22 protein-coding genes are annotated in these 20,374 nt (G+C 69.2%); 13 read left to right on the top strand and 9 right to left on the bottom strand.

The genetic code is table 11. The annotated features are described in order from the left end of the window. Nucleotides 1–147 precede the first annotated feature (147 nt). Both ACV7GQ_RS00870 and ahaH read right to left on the bottom strand, forming a co-directional pair. Entirely contained in the window at nt 148–2,367 is a 2,220-nt protein-coding gene (locus tag ACV7GQ_RS00870) for a V-type ATP synthase subunit I (protein ID WP_470311676.1), read from the bottom strand. After that, nucleotides 2,354–2,686: an ATP synthase archaeal subunit H gene (ahaH, locus tag ACV7GQ_RS00865; RefSeq protein WP_470311675.1), complete on the bottom strand. Its 333-nt coding sequence runs from the start codon at nt 2,684–2,686 to the stop codon at nt 2,354–2,356. Before ahaH ends, ACV7GQ_RS00870 begins: the two co-directional genes overlap by 14 nt. A 155-nt stretch (nt 2,687–2,841) precedes the next feature. Here ahaH and ACV7GQ_RS00860 point away from each other — a divergent pair, with 155 nt between their 5' ends. After that, nucleotides 2,842–3,462 (top strand): methyltransferase domain-containing protein, encoded by a 621-nt coding sequence (locus ACV7GQ_RS00860; RefSeq protein ID WP_470311674.1) that lies wholly within the window; start codon nt 2,842–2,844, stop codon nt 3,460–3,462. 80 nt (nt 3,463–3,542) lie between these two features. Here ACV7GQ_RS00860 and ACV7GQ_RS00855 read toward each other — a convergent pair whose 3' ends face one another. Then, nucleotides 3,543–4,784, bottom strand: a complete 1,242-nt coding sequence (locus tag ACV7GQ_RS00855; RefSeq protein WP_470311673.1) for a DUF7096 domain-containing protein — start codon at nt 4,782–4,784, stop codon at nt 3,543–3,545. A 154-nt stretch (nt 4,785–4,938) separates the two neighbouring features. Here ACV7GQ_RS00855 and ACV7GQ_RS00850 point away from each other — a divergent pair, with 154 nt between their 5' ends. The 7 genes from ACV7GQ_RS00850 to ACV7GQ_RS00820 all read left to right on the top strand — a co-directional run bounded on the left by ACV7GQ_RS00850 (nt 4,939) and on the right by ACV7GQ_RS00820 (nt 10,512). Further along, the gene (locus ACV7GQ_RS00850) at nt 4,939–6,072 is read left to right on the top strand and encodes a helix-turn-helix transcriptional regulator (protein ID WP_470311672.1); all 1,134 of its coding nucleotides are present in this window, start codon (nt 4,939–4,941) and stop codon (nt 6,070–6,072) included. A gap of 71 nt (nt 6,073–6,143) precedes the next feature. Beyond that, complete coding sequence (locus tag ACV7GQ_RS00845) at nt 6,144–6,935, top strand: electron transfer flavoprotein subunit beta/FixA family protein (protein ID WP_470311671.1); 792 nt, start codon at nt 6,144–6,146, stop codon at nt 6,933–6,935. Continuing rightward, a complete protein-coding gene (locus ACV7GQ_RS00840; protein ID WP_470311670.1) occupies nt 6,935–7,888 on the top strand; it encodes an electron transfer flavoprotein subunit alpha/FixB family protein in 954 nt (317 codons plus the stop codon). Before ACV7GQ_RS00845 ends, ACV7GQ_RS00840 begins: the two co-directional genes overlap by 1 nt. 124 nt (nt 7,889–8,012) lie before the next feature. Next, the gene (locus ACV7GQ_RS00835; RefSeq protein WP_470311669.1) at nt 8,013–8,855 is read left to right on the top strand and encodes a polyprenyl synthetase family protein; all 843 of its coding nucleotides are present in this window, start codon (nt 8,013–8,015) and stop codon (nt 8,853–8,855) included. Between the two features lie 69 nt (nt 8,856–8,924). Then, nucleotides 8,925–9,488, top strand: a complete 564-nt coding sequence (locus tag ACV7GQ_RS00830; protein ID WP_470311668.1) for an AAA family ATPase — start codon at nt 8,925–8,927, stop codon at nt 9,486–9,488. Beyond that, nucleotides 9,485–9,901 carry an RNA-binding domain-containing protein gene (locus tag ACV7GQ_RS00825; protein ID WP_470311667.1) on the top strand — a complete coding sequence of 139 codons (417 nt, stop codon included), beginning with the start codon at nt 9,485–9,487 and terminating at the stop codon, nt 9,899–9,901. The genes ACV7GQ_RS00830 and ACV7GQ_RS00825 overlap by 4 nt, the downstream gene beginning before the upstream one ends. Then, nucleotides 9,898–10,512, top strand: coding sequence for an HAD family hydrolase (locus ACV7GQ_RS00820; protein WP_470311666.1), 615 nt, complete (start codon nt 9,898–9,900; stop codon nt 10,510–10,512). Before ACV7GQ_RS00825 ends, ACV7GQ_RS00820 begins: the two co-directional genes overlap by 4 nt. Before the next feature lie 2 nt (nt 10,513–10,514). Here the strand turns inward: ACV7GQ_RS00820 and ACV7GQ_RS00815 are convergent, their stop codons facing one another. Then, nucleotides 10,515–11,570 carry a molybdopterin-dependent oxidoreductase gene (locus ACV7GQ_RS00815; protein WP_470311665.1) on the bottom strand — a complete coding sequence of 352 codons (1,056 nt, stop codon included), beginning with the start codon at nt 11,568–11,570 and terminating at the stop codon, nt 10,515–10,517. 161 nt (nt 11,571–11,731) lie between these two features. On the opposite strand from ACV7GQ_RS00815, the gene ACV7GQ_RS00810 reads away from it, so the two are divergent. Further along, nucleotides 11,732–11,950 (top strand): hypothetical protein, encoded by a 219-nt coding sequence (locus ACV7GQ_RS00810; protein ID WP_470311664.1) that lies wholly within the window; start codon nt 11,732–11,734, stop codon nt 11,948–11,950. Nucleotides 11,951–11,980: 30 nt separating this feature from the next. On the opposite strand, the gene ACV7GQ_RS00805 is transcribed toward ACV7GQ_RS00810, so the two are convergent. Beyond that, the gene (locus ACV7GQ_RS00805) at nt 11,981–12,946 is read right to left on the bottom strand and encodes a lamin tail domain-containing protein (protein ID WP_470311663.1); all 966 of its coding nucleotides are present in this window, start codon (nt 12,944–12,946) and stop codon (nt 11,981–11,983) included. A 75-nt stretch (nt 12,947–13,021) separates the two neighbouring features. Between ACV7GQ_RS00805 and ACV7GQ_RS00800 the strand changes: the two genes are divergently transcribed. Together ACV7GQ_RS00800 and ACV7GQ_RS00795 are read left to right on the top strand one after the other, a co-directional pair. Further along, complete coding sequence (locus ACV7GQ_RS00800) at nt 13,022–13,915, top strand: CBS domain-containing protein (RefSeq protein ID WP_470311662.1); 894 nt, start codon at nt 13,022–13,024, stop codon at nt 13,913–13,915. A gap of 61 nt (nt 13,916–13,976) precedes the next feature. Beyond that, nucleotides 13,977–14,711: a GNAT family N-acetyltransferase gene (locus tag ACV7GQ_RS00795; RefSeq protein ID WP_470311661.1), complete on the top strand. Its 735-nt coding sequence runs from the start codon at nt 13,977–13,979 to the stop codon at nt 14,709–14,711. On the opposite strand, the gene ACV7GQ_RS00790 is transcribed toward ACV7GQ_RS00795, so the two are convergent. Genes ACV7GQ_RS00790 through ACV7GQ_RS00780 form a run of 3 tightly spaced genes read right to left on the bottom strand, consistent with a single transcriptional unit; the run spans nt 14,708 to nt 16,941 of the window. After that, nucleotides 14,708–15,745 carry a nucleoside recognition protein gene (locus ACV7GQ_RS00790; RefSeq protein WP_470311660.1) on the bottom strand — a complete coding sequence of 346 codons (1,038 nt, stop codon included), beginning with the start codon at nt 15,743–15,745 and terminating at the stop codon, nt 14,708–14,710. The genes ACV7GQ_RS00795 and ACV7GQ_RS00790 overlap by 4 nt on opposite strands. A gap of 52 nt (nt 15,746–15,797) precedes the next feature. Next, nucleotides 15,798–16,319 (bottom strand): magnesium transporter, encoded by a 522-nt coding sequence (locus tag ACV7GQ_RS00785; protein ID WP_470313127.1) that lies wholly within the window; start codon nt 16,317–16,319, stop codon nt 15,798–15,800. A gap of 43 nt (nt 16,320–16,362) precedes the next feature. Next, on the bottom strand, nt 16,363–16,941 hold the full coding sequence (locus ACV7GQ_RS00780) for a magnesium transporter (protein WP_470311659.1): 579 nt from the start codon (nt 16,939–16,941) through the stop codon (nt 16,363–16,365). A gap of 117 nt (nt 16,942–17,058) precedes the next feature. Here ACV7GQ_RS00780 and surE point away from each other — a divergent pair, with 117 nt between their 5' ends. Next, a complete protein-coding gene (surE, locus tag ACV7GQ_RS00775; RefSeq protein ID WP_470311658.1) occupies nt 17,059–17,931 on the top strand; it encodes a 5'/3'-nucleotidase SurE in 873 nt (290 codons plus the stop codon). A 3-nt stretch (nt 17,932–17,934) separates the two neighbouring features. On the opposite strand, the gene ACV7GQ_RS00770 is transcribed toward surE, so the two are convergent. Beyond that, entirely contained in the window at nt 17,935–18,834 is a 900-nt protein-coding gene (locus ACV7GQ_RS00770) for a DUF7537 family lipoprotein (protein ID WP_470311657.1), read from the bottom strand. A gap of 136 nt (nt 18,835–18,970) precedes the next feature. On the opposite strand from ACV7GQ_RS00770, the gene ACV7GQ_RS00765 reads away from it, so the two are divergent. Next, nucleotides 18,971–20,368 (top strand): substrate-binding protein, encoded by a 1,398-nt coding sequence (locus ACV7GQ_RS00765; protein ID WP_470311656.1) that lies wholly within the window; start codon nt 18,971–18,973, stop codon nt 20,366–20,368. Nucleotides 20,369–20,374 lie beyond the last annotated feature (6 nt).

The following is a 20,374-nucleotide window of genomic DNA, read 5'->3' as shown; positions in this document are numbered from 1 at the left end:
AAGCTTCCCAAAGTGGTTCGTCAGCGTGCGTTTCGGGCGTTTTAGAAGCGTAGGATTGGGAGATGGTACCAGTCGTCTCACGATGATGGAAGCGATGTCACTGAGACGGGATGAGAAGCGAAAACGCGGCCGGAGCCGCGGGTACAGTTAGTCTTCGGTCGTGTACGTCCGCTCGTAGCCGAACGGGGAGTAGGGCTTGCCGCCGCCCTCGTAGAACTTCCCGAAGAACTCCACGTACTCGAGACGAACCCCCTGCAGGCCGGCGCTGGTGATACCCAGCACGAGCACGAGCAGGTGCCCGACCACGAGGACGAGCAGGCCGCCGATGACCCCGGCGATACCGGAGTGCATCAGCCCGCCGAACATCACCTCAGTGACCTCGTGGCCGTGGTAGGTCCCCTGTTCGAGCATGTGCGCTGGCGAGTGGGTGATACCGAAGTGCCACTCGGCCTCTGCGCCCTCACCGGTCACGAACACGCCGAAGAACAGGAGGTTGACCACGAAGGCCATCCCCGCCTTGGCGAGTAGTACCGCCGCCAGTCGCGTGTACGAGAGGACGTTGACCAGCACGTTGAGGAACTCGACGCCCTCGATGGGCTCACCGACGACCAGCAGGATGAGTCCGACGCCGAAGACGGCCAGTCCGAGTAGGCCGGCTGCGTCGGGCAGTCCAGCGAAGCCGAGCGGGAACGGGTGCCCGTTGAACACGCTCTCGGGGCCGACGAGCAGTCCCGGCGCGCTGCCACTGGCGCCGGCGAATATCCAGGCCCAGAGACCGAACAGCATCATGAGCCAGGAGCCGCTCTCCAGGACCGCGTCTTTCAGCCCGTGGCCGAGGTTCTCGATGAAGTCGAATATCCATCCGACTGCGAGGTGGGCCATCCCGGCGAGCAGGCTGAGCACCAGCCAGCCGAGCGCGTACTCACCGTAGTGTGGCTGCAGCCCCTTGTGAATCGGCGGGTTGCCGCCCCAGAGAATCTCACCGAGTTGGTGGAGACCGAATATCTCGCCGTAGAGGATACCGAACAGCATCGTGAAGCCACCGGCCCACATCGCGACGCCACCGAGGCTCTTGAGCACGTCGCTGTCGACGCGCGTGTAGAGGAGGTACCCCAGCAGCAGGTACACCGACCCGTAGCCGAAGTCGCCAATCATGAACCCGAAGAACGCCGGGAACGTCAGGAAGAAGGCGACCGTGGGGTCGAACTCGCTGTACTTCGGGCGGTTGATGACCTCCACGAGCGACTCGAACGGTTTGACCGCACCCGGGTTGTCCTGGATGACGGGCGGGGCGTCGTCACCCATCGTGATGACGCCGCCGTCGGCGGCGGCCTCACGGGGTTCGCCGTCCTCGTCGGTCTCGGCGACCACGCCGGTGTCGGCGGGTTCGCCGCCGCTCCCGCGCTCCTGGTCGACCTCCTCGTGTGACTCGGCGTGGCCCTCGTCGTCGTACTCGGCCACTTCGAGTTTCTCGATGTCGACGGCGTCGCCGACGGCGGCCTGCAGGTCCTGTTCGAACTCGGGGTAGCGGTCGTTCGGAATCCACCCCTCGGCGACGTAGGCGTTCTCCGTCGTCGCGAACGTCAGCGGTGCCTCGGCCTTCTGGACCTCGATAGCGAGCTTCTCTTCGGCCGCGAGCAGGAAGCCCGCGTAGTCGAGTCGCAGGTCGTTGAGTTCGTCTTCGACGGTCGCGAGTTTCGACTCGAGCTTCTGTTTCCGGTGCTGGAGCTCCTCTAAGTACTCTGTCGGGTCGCCGTCACCGTCGGGGACGGACAGTGCGGTGAAGGAGACGCCGACCAGCGCGTCCTGTAGCGTGCTCTCGTCGGCCCGTGCGAAGACGGCGACCACGCCGTCCTCGCTGAAGGTCTCGTACTGCTCTATCTCGCTCTCGGCGAGTGCCGCGACGACTGCCTCGCTGTCGCCCTCCCCAACGGTGACCGAGAGCGAGTCGTAGCCACCCAGCAGGTCGAGGTCGATACCCAGCGAGACGAACGGCGCCATCGTGTCGATGCGCTCTTCGACCTCGCGAAGTTCCGACCGGATGTCGTCGCGTCGGTCGTCGAGTTCGTTGACTTCGGTGCGGACCTGTTCGAGGTCGTCCTCCAGCGCGTCGTCGGTCACCAGCCGCGCCGGGCCGGCGTTCTCTTCGTCGACGTCGAGGATGGACTGGAGGGACCGGACGGTCACCAGCAGGTCAGACGCTTCGTCCGCCCCGTCGACTGGGTCGCCCGGCTCGAACCCGTCCCACGAGCCGTCGTACTCGGTGACGTGGAGCATCTCGAGGTCGTGGACTGCCTCGATGACCGACTCCATCGTCCGCTTCGACCCCGTCACCGAGACGCGGCACATCTTCTCAGGTCTGAGCATGTACCGCCTCCTCGAAGAGGTCTGTCACGTATTCGACCACCTCGTCTTCGCGACCGGCGGCCTGTTCCTCGAGTTCGGCTCGGGCCTGCTCACCTTCGGCGATGAGTTCCTCGCGCTCGGCCTCGATTTTCTCGCGTGCCTCCTCGAGGCGCTCCTCGGCCTCCGCTTCGGCTTCCTCGCGGGCCTGTTCGCGAATCTCGTCGGCCTCTTCGCGAGCCTCGGCGATCCGCTCCTCGCGGTACTCTTCGGCCTCAGCGACGATGTCGTCGGCCTCCTGCTCGGCCTCCTTTATCCGGTCTAGAACTTCTGGCCGTGGCATTCTCTAATCGTGTGCCCGTTGTTAGAGCGCCTATTTGGTAGTTGCGAATTTTCGGTGCGTGCGTGGCAGGCACACGCAACCGCCGAATCGGACCGGCAGGCGTCCCCAGGCCGAAATCCGGGGAATTATGACCGCGAACCACTAACGAGTCGGTAATGGGAGTCCTCGAGAACAAAGCTCGCGCGCGGACGTTCTACAAGTACCTCTCGAAGGTGTACGATACCATCAACCCATTCATCTGGGACGAGCGGATGCGTGACGAGGCCATCGAGATGCTGGACCTGGACCCCGAGGACCGCGTCCTGGACGTCGGCTGTGGCACCGGCTTCGCCACCGAAGGACTGCTCCAGCACGTCGACACCGTCTACGGACTCGACCAGAGCCCCCACCAACTCTCGAAAGCCTACCAGAAGTTCGGCAAACACGGGAACGTCAGGTTCCACATGGGCGACGCCGAGCGGCTCCCGTTCAAGGACGACAGCTTCGACGTTGTCTGGTCGTCGGGCTCTATCGAGTACTGGCCCAACCCCGTCGACGCCCTGGAGGAGTGTCGCCGCATCACGAAGCCCGGCGGCAAGGTGCTCATCGTCGGCCCGGACTACCCCAACTCCTCCATCTTCCAGAAGATGGCCGACGCCATCATGCTGTTCTACGACGAGGACGAGGCCGACCGGATGTTCGAGGCCGCCGGCTACGAGTCGTTCGAACACCACATCCAGCAGTCCCGACCGGGCAGTCCGCGCGCGATTACCACCATCGCCGACGTCCCGGAGTAGGCCGGCATCGCCGGGCGGTCAGCACACGTCGGGCCGCAGTGCGCTCGACGGGCAGTTACGCCCCGACTACCGCCCAGTGTTCAGCGTGCGGGCACGGTAACCGTCGTCTGCGTGCCGTCGGCGGCCGTCACCGTCACCGTGTACTGACCGCGCGGTTCGACGGTCCAGAGGACGCCGTCGGCCCCGGTCGCACCGACACGGTGACCGTCGACGTGCACGGTGCCGCCGACCGGCGACCCGGTCTCGTTGTCCGTCGCCGAGACGTAGAGGGGGCCGGTCTCGTACGCTCGCTGGACCTCCACTTTGAGCGAGCCGTTGACCGCCTGCCGAGAGGCGGTGGGCTGGACGGTCGCCAACTGGCGGTGCTGGAGTTCGTAGAAGACGTTCGTCGTCCCGCCGTCGAGGTACGCCGTGAGCCTGCCGGTGGGGTGGTTGGCGGTCAGTTCGTAGATCCCCGAGGTGCCGTAGTACGTGAAACTCGGCCGCTGTCGCTCGTAGAGCCACGTGTACAGTTCCGAGGCACGGCTGTCGGCCAGGTCGAGACGGTTCGTGTCCTCGGAGGCGTCCGCGACGAACTGGTCCTGTTGGGCCGGCCGTCGCTCGCTGCCGAGATACGTCTCACGGACGTACGCGTCGCCGACGGTCGCGAGCATGTACCCGTCCGCGGCACCCTCGACGTACACGACGCTCGGGTCGGCGGCGCCCGCGACGCTCGCACGCACCTGTTTGCTGACTGGGCCGTTCAGTAGCTGTAAGTGCCCCTCGGTGTTCCGCAGGCGGGTCTCCATACCGCTTGTCATCGAGTAGTCGGGTTCGAGCTGCTGGGCCGACGAAATGCGGTCGAGCGTGTCGAGCAGGACGCGCGACTCCGCGTCGACGAGCACGCGGACACGGAGCAGTTCGCTCTCGGATATCTCGCCCGCGGCGTAGCGCCGGACGGCCGTCCGCTGGCGCTGTTGTAGCCGAGCGGATGTGCTCTCGGCGTCAGATATCGTCTCGCGGACGAGCTGCCGCCGTTCGAACTCCGAGTCGGCGCGCCGGAACCGCTTCTCGAACGCCGACGCCTCGTGACGCTGGTGGAGCTGTCTGGACCCGGCGGCAACCGCCGTGCCGACGTCGACGCCGGTCTCGTTGAACCCGGACGACTGGATCTCGCTGGGAGGGATAGTGAGGTGGTTCGTCGTGTTCGGAATCGGCGTAATGCGCGGGTCGACGGACGTCTCCTGGACCGACTGCGCGGGCGTCGCGTCCCAGGCAGCGGCGGGGGCGACCGCCGCACTGACGAACAGCAGTGCGACGAGGAGGGCAGGGAGGAGTCGCATCACCACCGGGTTGATGCGGAGAGTACAAAAATCCCCCTATTGCCGTAGCACGGATAGACGGATGAGAGGGCTCGAAACGTTTCAAAAAGGATGCTGACGTTTTATTCGCGGATGGAAAGGGTTTTGCCGACGGACTGAGCATCCACGTGTGGAAATGTCCTCGCGGATATCCGCCGCCCTCCTCATCGTCCTCGTCGCGGCGCTGGCGACGTCGTCGGTCGCAGCGGCGCCCGCCCTGTCGAGCGGCGTCGCCGCCTCGCAGACCACGGCGACCGAGACGCCGACGCCGGTCACCGAGAACACCACGTTCTACCTCCAGCTACAGCGGAACGGTGACGCGCGCTGGACGATCACGGACACGTACGCGCTCGACGACCAGAACGACACGGAGGCCTTCGAAGAACTCGCCCAGCAGTACGTCGACGGCGAGGCCGAGACCGGCTGGGAGACGGCGTTCCGGGAGGCCAACGAGGCCGCGACGGCGGCGACGGGCCGCGAGATGGCCGTCACCGGGATGAGCAGGGACTACGTCGTCAACGAGGAGCGCGGGACCCTCGTCCTCGAGTTCACCTGGGAGAACTTCGCCACGGTCGAAGGCGACCGGCTCGTCATCGACGACGCGTTCGACACGCCCAGTGGGACGTGGCTCGACACCCTCACGGCGAACCAGACGCTCGTCATCTCGGCACCGGCCGGCTACGGCGTCCAGAGTTCGCCCCCGACGATGGGCGTCCAGAACGGCGAACTCCGGTTCGTCGGCCCCCGGACGTTCGAGCCCGGCTATCTCGAGATCGTCTACACCGGGGACGACGAGACGTCAGTCCCCGGGTCCGAAGAGACGCCGGGCGGTGGGTTGCTCAGCGACCCGCCGCTGTGGCTGGGTGCCGCCCTGATGCTCGTCATCGGACTCGTGGTGGCGGCGCGGTACATCGACCGTGACGGCGAGGTCCCGGCGGCCGGTGCGGCGAGCACGACCGACGACGGGGGGCCGGACGCCGGGACGGCGGAGGCGACCAACGGCGCGTCGGCGGCGGAGTCGGCCGACGCCGCGGACGATGACGTCGACCTCACCCTGCTGAGCGACGAGGAGCGCGTCGAGCACCTCCTCGAGCAGAACGGCGGCCGGATGAAGCAGGCCCGCATCGTCAAGGAGACCGGGTGGTCGAACGCGAAGGTGTCGCAGCTGCTCTCGGCGATGGACGAGGACGACCGCATCGACAAGCTCCGTATCGGCCGGGAGAACCTCATCTCCTTCCCGGACGAGGACGTCACCGAGATAGACGAGTAGTCCGCGTAAACCCCAGCGTAGTGGTTTCTGGTTCGGAAACGTTTATTCGCCGTCCGGTCCCACTGCGTGGTATGAAAATACTTGTCACGGTGAAGGAGGTGGCAGACGTCGACGACGAGTTCGAGATAGACGGACTCGGCATCGACGACCGGTACGTCACGTACGACCTCAACGAGTGGGACGACTACGCCGTCGAGGCGGCCGTCCAGATACAGGAGGCCGGCGAGGACGTGGAGGTCGTGGCCGTGACCATCGGTGACGCCGACACCGAGGACACGATCCGGCAGGCGCTGGCGAAGGGGGCCGACCGCGCGGTCCGTGTGTGGGACGACGCACTCGCGGCGGCGGGACTGCTGGACCCAGAGACGAAAGCTCGACTTATCGCCGCCGTCGCCGCCGAGGAGGACCCCGACCTCGTGCTCACGGGCGTGCAGTCGGCCGACGACGGGTTCGGGGCGACCGGCGTGACGCTGGCCGAACACCTCGGCATGGAGTGGGCGGCCGTCGTCAACGACCTCGACCTCGACCGCGAGGCCGGCGTCGCACACGTCCACCGCGAACTGGAGGGCGGCGTCGAGGAGCTGACCGACGTGGAGCTCCCGGCGGTGCTGACCATCCAGACGGGTATCAACGAGCCGCGCTACGCCAGCCTCCGCGGCATCCGGCAGGCCCAGAGCAAGGAGCTGGCCGAGTACACGCTCGCCGACCTCGGCCTCGCGGCGGCGGACATCGAGAGCCCGCTGGAACAGACCGACCTCTACGAACCCGAGAGCGAGGGTGACGCGACGGTGTTCGAGGGGAGCGCCGAGGAGACGGCCGGCGAGTTGGCTGCGCTGCTCCGCGAGAAGGGGGTGGGGAGCTGATGACGGTCCTCACCGTCGCGGACCACCGCCGGGGCGAACTGCGCGACGTGAGCCTCGAGCTGCTGACCGCGGGCCGCGAACTGGCCGACGCGACCGGTGGCGACCTGCACACGGCCGTCGTCGGCGGCGACGTCGACGCGTTCGCCGAGCGGCTGAACCGCGAGGGCGTCGACGCGATACACACCGTCGACGAGGGCGAGGAGTTCAACCACGACGTGTACACACAGGTCGTGCCCCAACTGGTCGACGCCGTCGACCCCGACCTGCTCGTCATGCCCAACAGCGTCAACGGACTGGACTACGCGCCCGCCGTCGCCGGGCGTCTCGACTGGCCGCTGGTGACCGACGTCGTCGACCTCGACTACGGCGACGAGCTCACGGCGACCCGCGAGCTGTACGGGTCGAAGGTCGAGACGACCATCGACGTCCACGCCGACCGGGCGGCGGTGACGGTCCGACCAGCCGAGTGGCCGACCGCAGAGGGGACCGGTGACGCCGCCGTCGAGGCGTTCGACGCCGAGGTCGACGAGTCGGCGGTCCGGTCGACGGTCACCGGGTTCGAAGAGGTCGGGGGCGGCGAGGTGGACATCGCCGACGCCGACGTCCTCGTCTCGGTGGGCCGCGGTATCGAGGAGGAGGAGAACCTCGACCTGATATTCGACCTCGCGGAGGCGCTGGACGCGACGGTGTCGGCCTCCCGGCCGCTCATCGACAACGGGTGGCTGGCGAAGGACCGGCAGGTCGGGCAGTCGGGGAAGGTCGTCACACCCGACGTGTACATCGCCATCGGCATCTCCGGGGCGGTCCAGCACGTCGCCGGCATGAAGGGCAGCGACACCATCGTCGCCATCAACACCGACCCCAACGCGCCCATCTTCGACATCGCCGACTACGGCATCCAGGACGACCTGTTCGAGGTCGTGCCCGCGCTCATCGAGGAGTTCGGCGGCTAGTAGGAGGTTCCTGAACGGATAGCCGGCCGACGTCGGTGTCTCTCCTGCTCCCGGTGAGTCGCGTGACGTCGACCGGCGAAGCGGGTCGTCAGGTACTTTTTCCGGAGGCCCCAACCGGTACGTAATGGAGTATCTCGAGCGGCGTCGTGACCGCGTCGAAGAGCGACTGGAGGCGGTCCTGGACGGTGTCGAACCGTCGGAACTCGCCGACGAGGTCCGTCACGTCGCGCTCTCGGGTGGGAAACGCGTGCGACCGACGGTGACGGTGCTCGCCTGCGAGGCGCTGGGTGGGGACCCCGCCGACGCCGTCGACTTCGCCGTCGGCATCGAACTGGTCCACAACGCCTCTCTGGTCATCGACGACATCATCGACGAGTCCGAGCTGCGCCGCGGCACCCCGGCGGCGTGGGCGGAGTTCGGCCACGGCCCCGCCATCATCGCCTCGGACGGGTTGCTGGGAGAGGCCTTCGCCCTCTTCTCGGCCGACGAGCGGGCGATGCAGACCGTCTCCGAGGCGATGGTCGAACTGGGCGAGGGCGAGGCGACCGAACTGGTCGCCCAGCCCAGCAACGAGGAGGAGTACATGCAGCTGGCCCGCCGCAAGACCGGCGCGCTGTTCCGGGCCGCCGCGGAGCTGGGCGCCATCGCCGCCGACGCCGACGCCTACACCGTCGAGGCGATGGGCGAGTACGCCGAACGCGTCGGCGTCGCGTTCCAGATGCGCGACGACGTGCTGGACGCGACGGCCGACGCCGAGACGCTGGGGAAGCCGACGGGCCACGACGCCGAGATGGAACGCCCCTCGCTGGTCGAGGTGACCGAACTGACCACCGAGGAGGCCAACGACCGTGCGCGTGCCGAGTCCGACGCCGCGCTGGACGCGCTCTCGACGGTCAACGCGCCGGACTCCCAGTCGATGGAGTACCTGCGCGACCTCGCGGAGTTCGTCGTCGTCCGCGAGCGCTGACTGGCGACGGCCGGCCCGACGACTGCGAGAACAGCAGGTCTTTAGCCCGCTGTCGACAAACCGCAGGCAATGACAGTCATCGGTATCGTCGGGCTACCGGGCAGCGGCAAGAGCGAGGCGGCCAACGTCGCCGCCGACATGGGGGTGCCGGTCGTGACGATGGGCGACGTCATCCGCGAGGAGTGTCGCGAGCGGGGATTGGACCCCGCGACCCACCACGGCGAGGTCGCGAAGGCCCTCCGCGAGGAGAACGGGCCGGGCGCCATCGCCGAGCGGTCGCTCCCGGTCATCGAACGCGAACGCGCCGACGGCGACACCGTCCTCGTCGACGGCATCCGCTCGGACGTCGAGGTCGACGCCTTCCGCGACGCCTTCGGCGAGGCGTTCCTGCTCGTGAAAGTCGACGCCCCCTTCGAACTGCGCGCACAGCGGCTCGACCTGCGCGGGCGCGACGCCGGCGGGGACGACGGCGGCGAGTCGCTAGAGGCACGGGACGAGCGGGAACTGGGCTTCGGCATGGGCGAGGCCATGGACATGGCCGACCTCACGCTGGACAACACCGAGTCGCTGGCGGCCTTCCAGCGGAAGGTGCGCACGCTGTTGCGGGACGGCCCGGGGGCGGTCGACTCGTGAGCGCCGTCTACAGCGTCGACGTGTCGATAACGGCGCCGGTCAACGACACCGAGGTGACCGCGCGCGTCGCCGACGCCATCCGGAACCTCTTCCCCGAGGCCGACCCCGACCACCGCGACGGGGAGCTCGTCGCCGAAGTGCACACGATGGAGGGGTTCTCCGAAGAGCTCCACCGCGCCGAGATTCTCGACACCGCGCGGTCCGTCTTCTTCGACTCGCTCGCCGGGGACACCTTCGCGTTCGACCTGAAGAAGCAGGCGGCCTTCGAGGGCCGGGTCAACTTCGCCGTCGGCGACCCCTCCGAACTGGGCGACATCCACGTCGAGGTCACCGTGCGCGAACCCGACGCCGAGAGCTACATCGACTACGTCGCGCCGCCGACGGAGGACGGCCAGCCCCTCGACCCCGAATGACGACCGCACTCTGTTTCGACCTCGACGGCACGCTGGTCCACTACACGCACCCCTACGGGGTCGTGGTCGAGGCCACCTTCGAAGCCCACGGCATCGCCTACGACGACGACCTCGAAGCCGTCGGCCGGTCGGCCTACCAGCGCGCCTTCGACGGGCTCGAACCGGACCCCCACCGCAAGGCGATGGCCGCCGTCGTCGCGGAGGCCGGCGTCGACGCCGACCCCGACGCGATGGTCGAGACGCTCCGGACGGAGGACTACGCCGCGACGGAGGTCCCCGACGCCGCCCGCGAGAGTCTGACCGCGCTCGCCGAGGACAACGATCTCGCCATCATCACGAACGGGGTCCGGGACTGGCAGGTCGGGAAGCTCGACCACCACGACCTGACCGACCTGTTCGACGTCGTCGTCGCCTCCTACGAGGCCGGGGCGCACAAGCCCGACGCCGCGCCGTTCGACCTCCTGCGCGACCGCCTGCCGGCCGACGAGTACGTCATGGTCGGCGACGAGTACGAGGCCGACGTGGAGGGCGGCCGGGCCGCCGGGTTCGTCCCCATCCACTACGAGGCGGAAGGGCCGGACCTCTGGGCGACCATCGGGGCCCTGCTGTAGGCTCAGAGCCCGCTGGCGAATATCGCCAGCCACTCGCCGAGTTCCCGCCGGCGGGTCACCCGGACCTCCTCGACCCACTTCACCCACTGGAACCCACGGCGCCCCGGCGCGACGAGTCGGAGCGGGAAGCCGTGGCCGTGCGAGAGGCGCTCGCCGTCGACGTGCGTGGCGAGCACCACGTCGCGGGCCTCCTCGATAGGGAGGCTCCACCGGTAGCCCGTCACCGACCGGAACTGCACCCACCTCGCGGCGTCGTCGGCCGCGGCCGCGTCCAGCAGGTCGCCGACGCCGACGCCCCGCCACTCGTGGCCGGAGTACCACCCGCTCGTGCAGTCCAGGACCGCGTCCTCGCTCGCGTCGGTCGGCACGTCGTCGAGCGTGTACGCCCGCTCGCTCTCGACCCGACCCGTGACCGCCAGTCGCCACGTCGCGGCGTCGATGGGGTCCGGGTCGTCGGCGACCCAGCTGGTCACCGGGAAGCGGTTGCCCGCGTCGGTCCCCTCCTCGCGTGACCCGGTGTAGCGCCGGTCGGCCCCCGCCGTCTCGAAGGCGTCGTTGACCGGGCCCTGGAGCCGCCAGACCAGCGCGCCCGCCGTGACGAGGCCGGCGTAGCGGATGGCGTCGCGTCGCCCGCGGCGCGTCACGCTCGACGGCGAGTGGAAGCGGTAGCGCAGGTGCGCCAGCAGGAGCGGCGGGACGAGGAGACCGAGGCCGACGTGGAGGTGAAACAGCCCCCAGGGCCCCAGGTCGAGCGAGCCGCCGAATATCCACCAGACGCCGGTCGCGAGCGCCGCCGCCGCGTCGGCGGCCAGCAGGAGCGAGAGGAGGCGTCGCCCCGTCAGGCGGTCGGGCGCGACCCGCCGGCGGACCCGCCACAGTTTCACCGGGAGCAGGCAGACGAGGACGACCCCGGCGATAGCGTGGAGGTCGATGACCCACGCCGTGCTCGGAGTCCCGGTGAACATCGTCGCCACGCCCGTCGTCAGCAGGACGGCGACGGCGGCGAACAGTCCCCAGTCGACCGCCCGCGGCGAGGGGGCGTACCGGCCAACGTCCATACACCCGTGTTGGCCCTCGACGCGCTTATACTGCCGGTCGGAGCCCCGCCCGCGAGCGCCCGCGAGTGGTACGCCAAGCTTACTGCGACTGTGTCACTCAGTGCCTCGTAGACACGGCTCGCGCGCCGCTTAACAGCCTCCGGCGCCGAACTACACCCGCAATGGAGACAGTACAGACACGACTGCTCGCCGGGCACGTACTCGCCCTGTTGACGCTGGTCGCGGCCGACCTCGCGGGGTCGACCCCGCTCGCGACCGCCGCGTTCGCCGCGGCGTTCCTCACCCTCGCGGCGCTGTTCGCCGCGATGGCCGGGACGCTGGTCGGCGGCGTCACGGACCGGCCGAGGTCGCCGCTGGCGACGAGACGCCCCGAGCGATAGCCAGACGCACAGCCACGAGACCGACCGTTCTCAGTACGAGCGTTCGAGGACGACCCGACCGTCGGCGTCCCGGACGACGACCGTATCGCCGCCGTTGTTCCAGACCGCACCCGTGCGACCCCAGTAGCGGTCGCTCCGGGTGTCGGTGCCGCTCCCGGTGTGGAGGGTGACGCGCTCGCCGGCCCCGAGCGTGTAGTTCCGGAAGGTGTAGACGTGGCCGGCCTCGTCGGCGACGGTCCACCCCGAGAGGGGCAGCGGGGCGTCGCCGCGGTTCGCGAGGACGACGTACTCGTCGTTCAGATGCTCGTTGTCGTCGCCGGCGGCGTCGGCGTGTATCTCGGCGACGGTCAGTCCCGACCTGCTGGCGGTGCCCGTCGGCGTCGTCCGACTGAGGGCGTCGGGGTCGACACAGCCCCAGAGGCCGCGGCGGGCCTCGCGGGCGGCCGACTCGGCCGCGAGGAAGCGGTCTTTCCGTGAGAACGGGCTCTCGTCGTAGACGCGGGCGTGGCCGGTCGCCACGAGGCGGTAGTTGAACAGTCGGTCGTCGACGACGACGTACGCGAGCAGGCGGTCGTAGTAGCCCCGGCGGTCGGTGTCGGGGTCGAACGCGAGGCCGACCGTCTCACCGAGCAGGCGCTCTTTCGCGAGGGTCGAGGCGTCGACGCCCGCGTCGTGGAGACACCCGGCCCCGGCCTCGGTGTCGGGCACGCCCTCGAACTCCGACGGGTCGTTCTCGGCGGTGACCTCCGGCGTGTCGATGCCGACCAGTCGCACCGTGTCTCTAGTCCCGTTGTCGTACTCGACGCGGACGGTGTCGCCGTCGACGACCGCGGTGACAGACACCTCGGCCGCCGCGTCGGGGAGCGGGCCGGCGGTCGGGACGCCGGCGGCGGTCGACTCGGGCGTCGGCGCGGGGTCGGCGGGGCCACCGACCCCGGCACACCCGGCGAGGACGAGCAGGAGCGCGACCACGACACCGGACGGGACTCGTCGCATCGCCGGAGCGAGGGGGCCCACGAACACAAGTCTGCCGGGCGGAGTTTATGTGCCTGCACCGAGAGGTTCCGGACGATGCTCGTCCCACTGCCCGTCAGGGAGGTCATGCAGTCACCGGCCCGCACCATCGGTCCCGAGAGTCCCGTCGTAACGGCCGCCCAGCGCCTGCGTGACGAGGGAATCGGCTCGCTCGTCGTCGAACGGGACGGCGAGTGCGTCGGTATCATCACGGAGAGCGACGTCGTCGCCGTCGCCGCGGAGGAGGGCGACACCCGCGCGCTGACCGTCGGCGACGTGATGGCCACCGCGCTGGTCACGGTCGACCCCGACGCGGACGTCGAGACGGCGGTCGAGCGCCTCCGCACGCACGGCGTCAAGAAACTGCCCGTCGTCGACGACGGCGAACTCGTCGGCATCGTCACGACGACGGACATCTCCCGCTACGTCCCGCACCTCGCGCACCCCTCCCCGTCCCGAGAGACGCCACCGGAGCGCCGCCGGTTCACCCGGCCGGACACGCTGTACGAGGACGAGGACTGGGCGTTCGAGAGCTACGGCACCGCCGACGGCATCGACGTCGGCGACCACGTCCGCTTCTCGAAGACGCTCTCGGAGCGCGACGTCGAGCGGTTCGCGGAGGTCAGCGGCGACACCAACCGCCTCCACCTGGACGAGGCCTTCGCCGAGGGGAGCCGGTTCGGCCGCCGCATCGTCCACGGGACGCTGGTCTCCGGCATCATCAGCGCCGCCCTCGCCCGCCTTCCGGGGATGACCATCTACCTCTCGCAGGAACTCAGCTACCGCGGCCCCGTCGACATCGGCGAGCGGGTCACGGCCCACTGCGAGGTGGTCGAGCAGTTGCAGGCGAACCGGTTCCGCCTCGCGACGGCCGTCGACGACGCCGACGGCGACTGCGTCGTGGAGGGCGACGCCGTCGTCATCTCGGACCCCATCCCCGAGACGGGGTGAGCGGCGTGTGGATTGGTAACTGGTAGCAATAATTAAGCGCACGCTACGACATGTCATACGTATGGACGCTTTCGAGCGGCCGACGTTCGAGACGAGTGCGGCGAGGACGGTGTATCAGTACGTCGAGCGGCACGGGACGGCGGCGCGACACCGGGCGCGGACGGCGACGGAGTTGGACAGCGAGACGTTCGACGAGGCGCTGGAACACCTGCTCTCGAAGGGGTATCTGAAAGACGACGGCGGGACGCTGGCGCTGGCGCTGGACGTCGGCTCCGTCGAGACCCACCGGTCGGACGGCATCGACTACGTCATCCGGCCCGCCCAGCCCGACGACTTCGAGGGACTGGTCGAGGCCATCCGCGACGTCTCCGCGGAGAGCACCTACGTCGTCGCCGAGAGCGTCGCCGAGCAGCTGCTGTACGAGGACGCCGTCACCCGCCACAACACCGTCGAGTCGCGCGTGTTCTTCGTCGCCACCGTCGACGACGAGGTGGTGGGCTGGTGCCACCTGGACCTGCCCCAACTGGACAAGCTCCGCGAGACGGCCCAGCTGACCGTCGGCGTCGTCGAGGCGTCCCGGGACCACGGCATCGGCAGTCAGCTCATGGAGCGCGGGATGGAGTGGGCGCGGGCCAACGGCTACCGGAAACTGTACAACAGCGTCCCCGCCGTCTCCGAGAACGCGCTGGCGTTCCTCGAGGCCCACGGCTGGCACACCGAGGGCATCCGCCGGAACCACTACACCGTCGGTGACGAGGAGGTCGACGAGGTGATGATGGCCTACACCTTCGACTAGGCCAGCAAGAGGACCAGCGCGACGGCTATCCAGACGATTTTCAGTCCCGTGTTGACGGCGATGACCTTCGACCCGAACTCCCGGCCCCAGATGCCGTACTGGAAGGGAATCGACCGCTTGAACGTCGAGACGGCGAAGGAGACGATGCCGCCGACCAGCATCGTCGCCACGGCGGTGCGAGCGGTGAACGTGCCGTCCCGGATCAGCGGCGCGATGACCACCGCGCCCGACGTCGTGTCGAGGGCGAAGGCCGCGACGACGGGCACCGCCGCCCCGGGCAGGCCGAGCAGGCCGGTCAGGTCGCCCGCGGCGCCGACGACGCTCGCCCCGCCCGCACCGAACAGCGCGAGCAACTGGTCGGAGTAGGCCACCAGCAGGGAGACGACGGCGTAGATGGCGGCCAGTCGGGGGAGGATGTCCCGGACCTTCGCCACCGTCTCCGCGTAGGCCTCTCGGACCTTCGCCTCGCGGCCGGTCGGTCCCGCCTCCGTGTCGGTGCCGCCGTCCGGACTCGCCTCGTGGTCGGCCGGGACGCCGGCCGCGTCGACGTTGGACTCGTCCAGCAGGAGCGCGCCCGCCGCGATGCCGGTCAGCGTGATGGCCAGCGCCACGAGGCCGCGCGTCGTCACGTAGAGCACGCCGACCCGCGCACCCAGAATCGGGACGAGGATGGGGGCGTAGAAGGTGACGATGTGCTGGGCGAACCCGAAGAACGTGTTGATGGTGACGGCGACGAGCGTCGCCCGGTCGTCCAGCACGCCAGACTCCCGGAAGTCCGCGAGCATGCCGTAGCCGGCGGTCGGCGACGCCGTCGTCGTCAGGATGGCCGTCCCCACCTCGTCCGGGAGGTTCGCCGGCCCGGTGAGGTACCGGGAGACGGTCGCGATCTTGTCGACGAGGCCGAACGCCACCGCGAGGTTCGCGAGGAACACCCCCAGCGAGAGGAAGACGGTGATGCGGAGGACCCGGTAAGCGACGTCGGCGAGCAGCCCCGCGACCGGGTGTGCCAGGAGGTCGGCGACGACTGACTGCACGAGTGAAAGTCGGGCCGAGGGCGGCAAATGTCCGTCGGTCGGGGCAGACAGGTCAGGTCACCAGCACTCGCACGACGCCAAACAGCACCAGCACCCCGAGCACGTCACAGACGTTCGTGACGACGGGGATGACCACGTCGTCCGGGTCGAGTTCGAACCGGTAGGCGGCGTACGTCGTCAGCGTGGTGACGGCGATGGCCAGCACCGCCAGCGTGACGCCGCTGGTGAGGGCGACGGCGACAACCAGCGTCGGCGAGAGGCGAGTGCCGCCGACGACGGCCTGTACCGCCCACGCGCCGGCGCCGACCAGCGGGAACACCGTGACCGCGAGGCCGACGGTGGCGACGGCGTTGCCGGCCAGCCGGTCGTCCGTCGCGTCGAACGAGAGCAGGCCGAGGTGGAACGCCGTCGAGAGGCGGGCCGCGAGGATGCTCCCGAGGTTGCCGGCCATCCCTATCGTGACGGGGACGAGGACGAGCAGCGACGGGTACCGCAACAGCGTCGACTCGAACGTGTCCAGCACGAGCCCGCTCCCGAGTTCGATGGCGGTGAGCACGACCAGCACGGGCAGCATCCGGCGGACGATGCCGCGGACCCGCCACTCCGAGGCGGCCACGTCAGCCACCCCCCAGCGCGAGGACGAGGCGGGTCGCCGCCAGCAGGGTCGCGATGCCGACGACGTCGCCGGTGGTCGTCACGACCGGGCCGGCCAGCGTGTCCGGGTTCAGCCCCCGACGGTAGCCGACGAAGACGACGGAGACGACGGCGATGGTCAACAGGACGCCCGAGACGAGGCCGGCGACCAGCGCGATGCCCACAAGGGTCATCAGCGGGGCCGACGGCCGGCCGAGCGCCACGAGCAGGGCGACGGCCAGCACCGCGGCCACGCCGCTGACGAGGACGCCGTTGGCCAGCGCCGCCGCGACGGCGGCGTTCACGCGGTGGTCCGCCAGCGAGAAGCGCGGTTCGACGAGCCCCTGGTGGAGCGCCGAGCCGAGCCGCGCGCCGAGCGACCCGTAGACGTTGCCACGGGTCGCCAGCAGGGCCGGGACGAGGACCAGCAGTCCGGCGACCTGTTCCAGTTCCGCGTCCATCCCCCCGAGGACGACGCCCGCAAACAGGCCCCCGACCGCGCTGAGCAGCAACACCGGAATCGACTCCCGATAGGCCTCGACGGCGACCTCGCGGACGGTCATTGTCGGGTCCAACCGGCCCCACTCGCAAAAAGAGGGGTGTTCGGTGCCGGTTCGCCGGAGCGGCGAGCGGGGGTTCGGACCGACACGTTCACGCCCGCAGGGGCGAACCAACAGTCGATGGACGAGCCACGGGTCCTCCTGACGAACGACGACGGAATCGACGCGCCGGGGCTTGCGAGCCTCTACGAGGAACTGACCGCCGTCGCTGACGTCACCGTCGTCGCGCCAACCGAGAACCAGAGCGGCGTCGGCCGGACGCGGAGCCACCGCACCGCCCGCGAGTCACACCCGTGGGGGTACGCGCTCGACGGCACGCCCGCCGACTGCGTGGCCTACGGCCTGCGCGGCCTCGACGCGTCGTTCGACCTCGTCGTCTCCGGGTGCAACCACGGCCCCAACGCCGGCAACTACGTCGTCGGTCGCTCGGGGACGGTCGGCGCGTGCGTCGAGGCCGGCTTCCTGGGCACCCCCGGCGTCGCCGTCTCCGCGTACCACTGCGAGGACTTCTTCGTCTCGCCGCCCGAGAGCTACGACTTCGACCGGCCGGCCCGCGTCGCGACGGAGGTCATCGTCCGGGCGCTCGCCGGAGACGTCTTCGAGACGGCCGACTTCCTCAACGTCAACGTCCCTGTCGACGTGGCCGACCCGGCGATGCGCCTGACCGAGCCGCACCACGACTACGACCTGCAGGTCGAACACGACACCGACGCGGCCGTCGACGAGCAGTTGAACCTCGGCACCGAGGGCGACATCGCGCTCAGGGACGTGGTCTGGCCCGACACCGTCGGCTGGGAGAACCCCTTCGCGAACGACGCCGATCTGGACGAGCGCTACCCGGTCGGCACCGACCGCCGCGCGCTGGTCGAGGGCGAGGTGAGCGTTTCGCCGCTGACCGCACCCGCCGTCGGCGTCCAGTCGGCCGCACTCGAGACGCTGGTGGCCGGGTTCAACGAGAACGAGGCCGCGAGGACCCGGGCCGACAGCGAGTGACCGTCAGGGTGTCGCCGTCGGGTTCGACCCGGCGGAGTCGGTCTCGGTCGGTTCCGCGTCGTCGCCGACCGCCCGGTCGTACCACGGTGGCCGACCGACGGTGGTGTTCCCGACGGCCGTGAACCGCACCCGCCGGGTCACGCGCACCGTCGTCTCCTCGGGCGTCCGCGTCCGATACGAGACGCGGTAGGAGCGGACGAGGCCGTCGGGTTCGACGCGGGCCACCAGCGAGGCGTTCGCGGTGTCGGTGACGAGCGCGTCCCCGACGCGGTCGTCGCGCAGGCCCTTCCCGCGAATCGTGACGGTCCCGTCCTGAGCCTTGCCGGCAGTCCGGGTCCGGAAGGACCCGACCGTCTCGGCGACGTCGGATCCCGGCCGCCCGTCCAGTGCGACGTCGGACACCCAGTAGCGCCAGGTCCCGGCGTAGCTGTCCGGTGGCGTGTACTCGTTGTAGACGGTCCGGTCGTCACGCGTTAGCCGTCGTAGGTATCTGTCGCCGTCGGACCAGAACGTCGCGCTGGCCGGCGGGCGGCCGAGGAGCACGGGTGCGCCGGGACCGCGGGTGGCGATGGTCACGGCGTGGGTCCGGTTGGCCGCCAGCTCGACCCTGACCCGGAAGTGGGAGTGGAGCGTCCCGTTCGGATACCGCGCGGTCCGGTCGGTCGTCACGACGTACCCGGTGTCGTCGAGAATCTGTCCGTGTGCGTCGCCGAGTACTCGCGGGCTGAGGACGCCCTCGCGCCCGACGCCGGGCGGATACGCCGTCGCCTCGTCGGGCAGCGGCGCCGGGGTCACCGTGTCGCCGGACCGGCCCGTCAGGTCGCCGTCCAGCCCGAACCCGGCACACCCGGCGGTCAACAGGACCAGCAGGACCAGCCCCACGGGGCGCAGGTCCCCGTACATGCGCTAACGATGGGGATGGTGGAACATAAGTTATCATACAACGTTGTGTTAAGGTACCTAATCAGACAACAACTACTGTGAAACGTGTGGTTCACCTTCCACAACTATTATGAAGGTTAAAGCGTACCGTGAGTGTATGTCACAGGATGACAGCTCCGTAAGTCGTCGAAGGCTACTGAAGACAGCAGGTGCAGCGAGTACGATTGGCCTCGCCGGTCTGGCCGGATGTTCCGGTGACGGGGGTAGCGGTGGCGACGGCGGCGACGGTGGTGGCGACGGCGGCGACGGCGGCGGTGACGGCGGCAGCGACTACCCGCCGCTCGGAAACTTCCCAGTGGAGGGAGACACCGTCACGTTCGGGTTCAACGTCCCCACGTCCGGGCCGTACTCCTCGGAGGGGCAGGACGAGCTCCGGGCGTACAACCTCGCGAAGAAACACCTCAACAACGGGGGTGGCTGGGTGGAGTCGTTCTCGGACCTTAGCGGCGACGGCGTCCTCGGCAAGACGGTCGAGTCCGTCGAGGGTGACACCGCGACCGACGCCGACACGGCCCGCCAGTCCGCTCAGCGGATGATAAACCGGGACAACGCGGTGATGATCTCCGGCGGCTCCTCGAGCGCCGTCGCTATCGCCGTCCAGGGCCTCTGTCAGGAGGAGAAGGTCATGTTCATGGCCTGCCTGACCCACTCCAACGACACCACCGGGAAGGACTGTGTCCGGTACGGCTTCCGTGAGATGTTCAACGCCTACATGACCGGACAGGCGCTGGCACCGGTGCTCGAGAGCGAGTACGGCTCGGACAACAAGTTCTACCAGCTGTACGCCGACTACAGCTGGGGCCAGACCGTCCAGGAGTCGATGAACCAGTTCCTCACCGAGATCGGCTGGGAGCAGATCGACAGCGTGCCGACGCCGCTGGGGACCAGCGACTTCTCGTCGTACCTCTCGGAGGCCGCAAACAGCGACGCGGACGTGCTCCTGCTCGACCACTACGGGCTCGACGGCGCGAACTCCGTCTCCCAGGCCGTCGACGCCGGCCTCGACGAGGACATGGAGATCGTCGTCCCGCTGTACAACCGCCCGATGGCACAGGCCGCCGGCGGCGCCATCGATGGCGTGTTCGGCACCATCGCGTGGGACTCCCAGATCGACAACGAGGCCTCGAACGCCTTCACGCAGGCGTTCCAGGACGAGTACGACCGCGTCCCGTCGGGGCCGGCACAGCTGGCCTACGCGTCGACCCTGCAGTACGCGGCCGCCGTCGAGCGGGCCGGGACGTTCTACCCGCCCGAGGTCATCCGCGAACTCGAGGGGTACGAGTACGACAACATCGGGATGGGCGACGAGCTCATGCGGGCCTGCGACCACCAGGCACAGCGGGACGTCCCGGTCGCGCGCGGCCTCCCCGCGAGCGAGCAGTCCGAGGGGAACTTCATCGAGATCGTGGAGCTGACCTCGCGCGACGACGTCGGTTACAGCTGCGACTCCGGTCCGGCCGCCGAGTGTGAACTCGGAGAGTACGGGGACGAGTAGCGCTGC

The organism is Haloarcula sp. MBLA0163 (assembly GCF_055632435.1).
Note: the sequence above shows the minus strand (reverse complement) of the source record. Positions and strands in the feature narration are given on the sequence as shown.

What these genes read in the sequence shown, in the direction of transcription:
- ACV7GQ_RS00785 (WP_470313127.1), bottom strand. Translation starts at nt 16,319, where the DNA reads ATGCTGCCCGTGCTGGTCGTGCTCACCGCCATCGAACTCGGGAGCGGG.
- ACV7GQ_RS00770 (WP_470311657.1), bottom strand. Translation starts at nt 18,834, where the DNA reads ATGTACGGGGACCTGCGCCCCGTGGGGCTGGTCCTGCTGGTCCTGTTG.
- ACV7GQ_RS00810 (WP_470311664.1), top strand. Translation starts at nt 11,732, where the DNA reads ATGGAGACAGTACAGACACGACTGCTCGCCGGGCACGTACTCGCCCTG.
- ACV7GQ_RS00765 (WP_470311656.1), top strand. Translation starts at nt 18,971, where the DNA reads ATGTCACAGGATGACAGCTCCGTAAGTCGTCGAAGGCTACTGAAGACA.
- ACV7GQ_RS00840 (WP_470311670.1), top strand. Translation starts at nt 6,935, where the DNA reads ATGACGGTCCTCACCGTCGCGGACCACCGCCGGGGCGAACTGCGCGAC.
- ACV7GQ_RS00820 (WP_470311666.1), top strand. Translation starts at nt 9,898, where the DNA reads ATGACGACCGCACTCTGTTTCGACCTCGACGGCACGCTGGTCCACTAC.
- ACV7GQ_RS00815 (WP_470311665.1), bottom strand. Translation starts at nt 11,570, where the DNA reads ATGGACGTTGGCCGGTACGCCCCCTCGCCGCGGGCGGTCGACTGGGGA.
- ACV7GQ_RS00830 (WP_470311668.1), top strand. Translation starts at nt 8,925, where the DNA reads ATGACAGTCATCGGTATCGTCGGGCTACCGGGCAGCGGCAAGAGCGAG.
- ahaH (WP_470311675.1), bottom strand. Translation starts at nt 2,686, where the DNA reads ATGCCACGGCCAGAAGTTCTAGACCGGATAAAGGAGGCCGAGCAGGAG.
- ACV7GQ_RS00845 (WP_470311671.1), top strand. Translation starts at nt 6,144, where the DNA reads ATGAAAATACTTGTCACGGTGAAGGAGGTGGCAGACGTCGACGACGAG.
- ACV7GQ_RS00850 (WP_470311672.1), top strand. Translation starts at nt 4,939, where the DNA reads ATGTCCTCGCGGATATCCGCCGCCCTCCTCATCGTCCTCGTCGCGGCG.
- ACV7GQ_RS00860 (WP_470311674.1), top strand. Translation starts at nt 2,842, where the DNA reads ATGGGAGTCCTCGAGAACAAAGCTCGCGCGCGGACGTTCTACAAGTAC.
- ACV7GQ_RS00805 (WP_470311663.1), bottom strand. Translation starts at nt 12,946, where the DNA reads ATGCGACGAGTCCCGTCCGGTGTCGTGGTCGCGCTCCTGCTCGTCCTC.
- ACV7GQ_RS00800 (WP_470311662.1), top strand. Translation starts at nt 13,022, where the DNA reads ATGCTCGTCCCACTGCCCGTCAGGGAGGTCATGCAGTCACCGGCCCGC.
- ACV7GQ_RS00855 (WP_470311673.1), bottom strand. Translation starts at nt 4,784, where the DNA reads ATGCGACTCCTCCCTGCCCTCCTCGTCGCACTGCTGTTCGTCAGTGCG.
- ACV7GQ_RS00835 (WP_470311669.1), top strand. Translation starts at nt 8,013, where the DNA reads ATGGAGTATCTCGAGCGGCGTCGTGACCGCGTCGAAGAGCGACTGGAG.
- ACV7GQ_RS00870 (WP_470311676.1), bottom strand. Translation starts at nt 2,367, where the DNA reads ATGCTCAGACCTGAGAAGATGTGCCGCGTCTCGGTGACGGGGTCGAAG.
- surE (WP_470311658.1), top strand. Translation starts at nt 17,059, where the DNA reads ATGGACGAGCCACGGGTCCTCCTGACGAACGACGACGGAATCGACGCG.
- ACV7GQ_RS00780 (WP_470311659.1), bottom strand. Translation starts at nt 16,941, where the DNA reads ATGACCGTCCGCGAGGTCGCCGTCGAGGCCTATCGGGAGTCGATTCCG.
- ACV7GQ_RS00795 (WP_470311661.1), top strand. Translation starts at nt 13,977, where the DNA reads ATGGACGCTTTCGAGCGGCCGACGTTCGAGACGAGTGCGGCGAGGACG.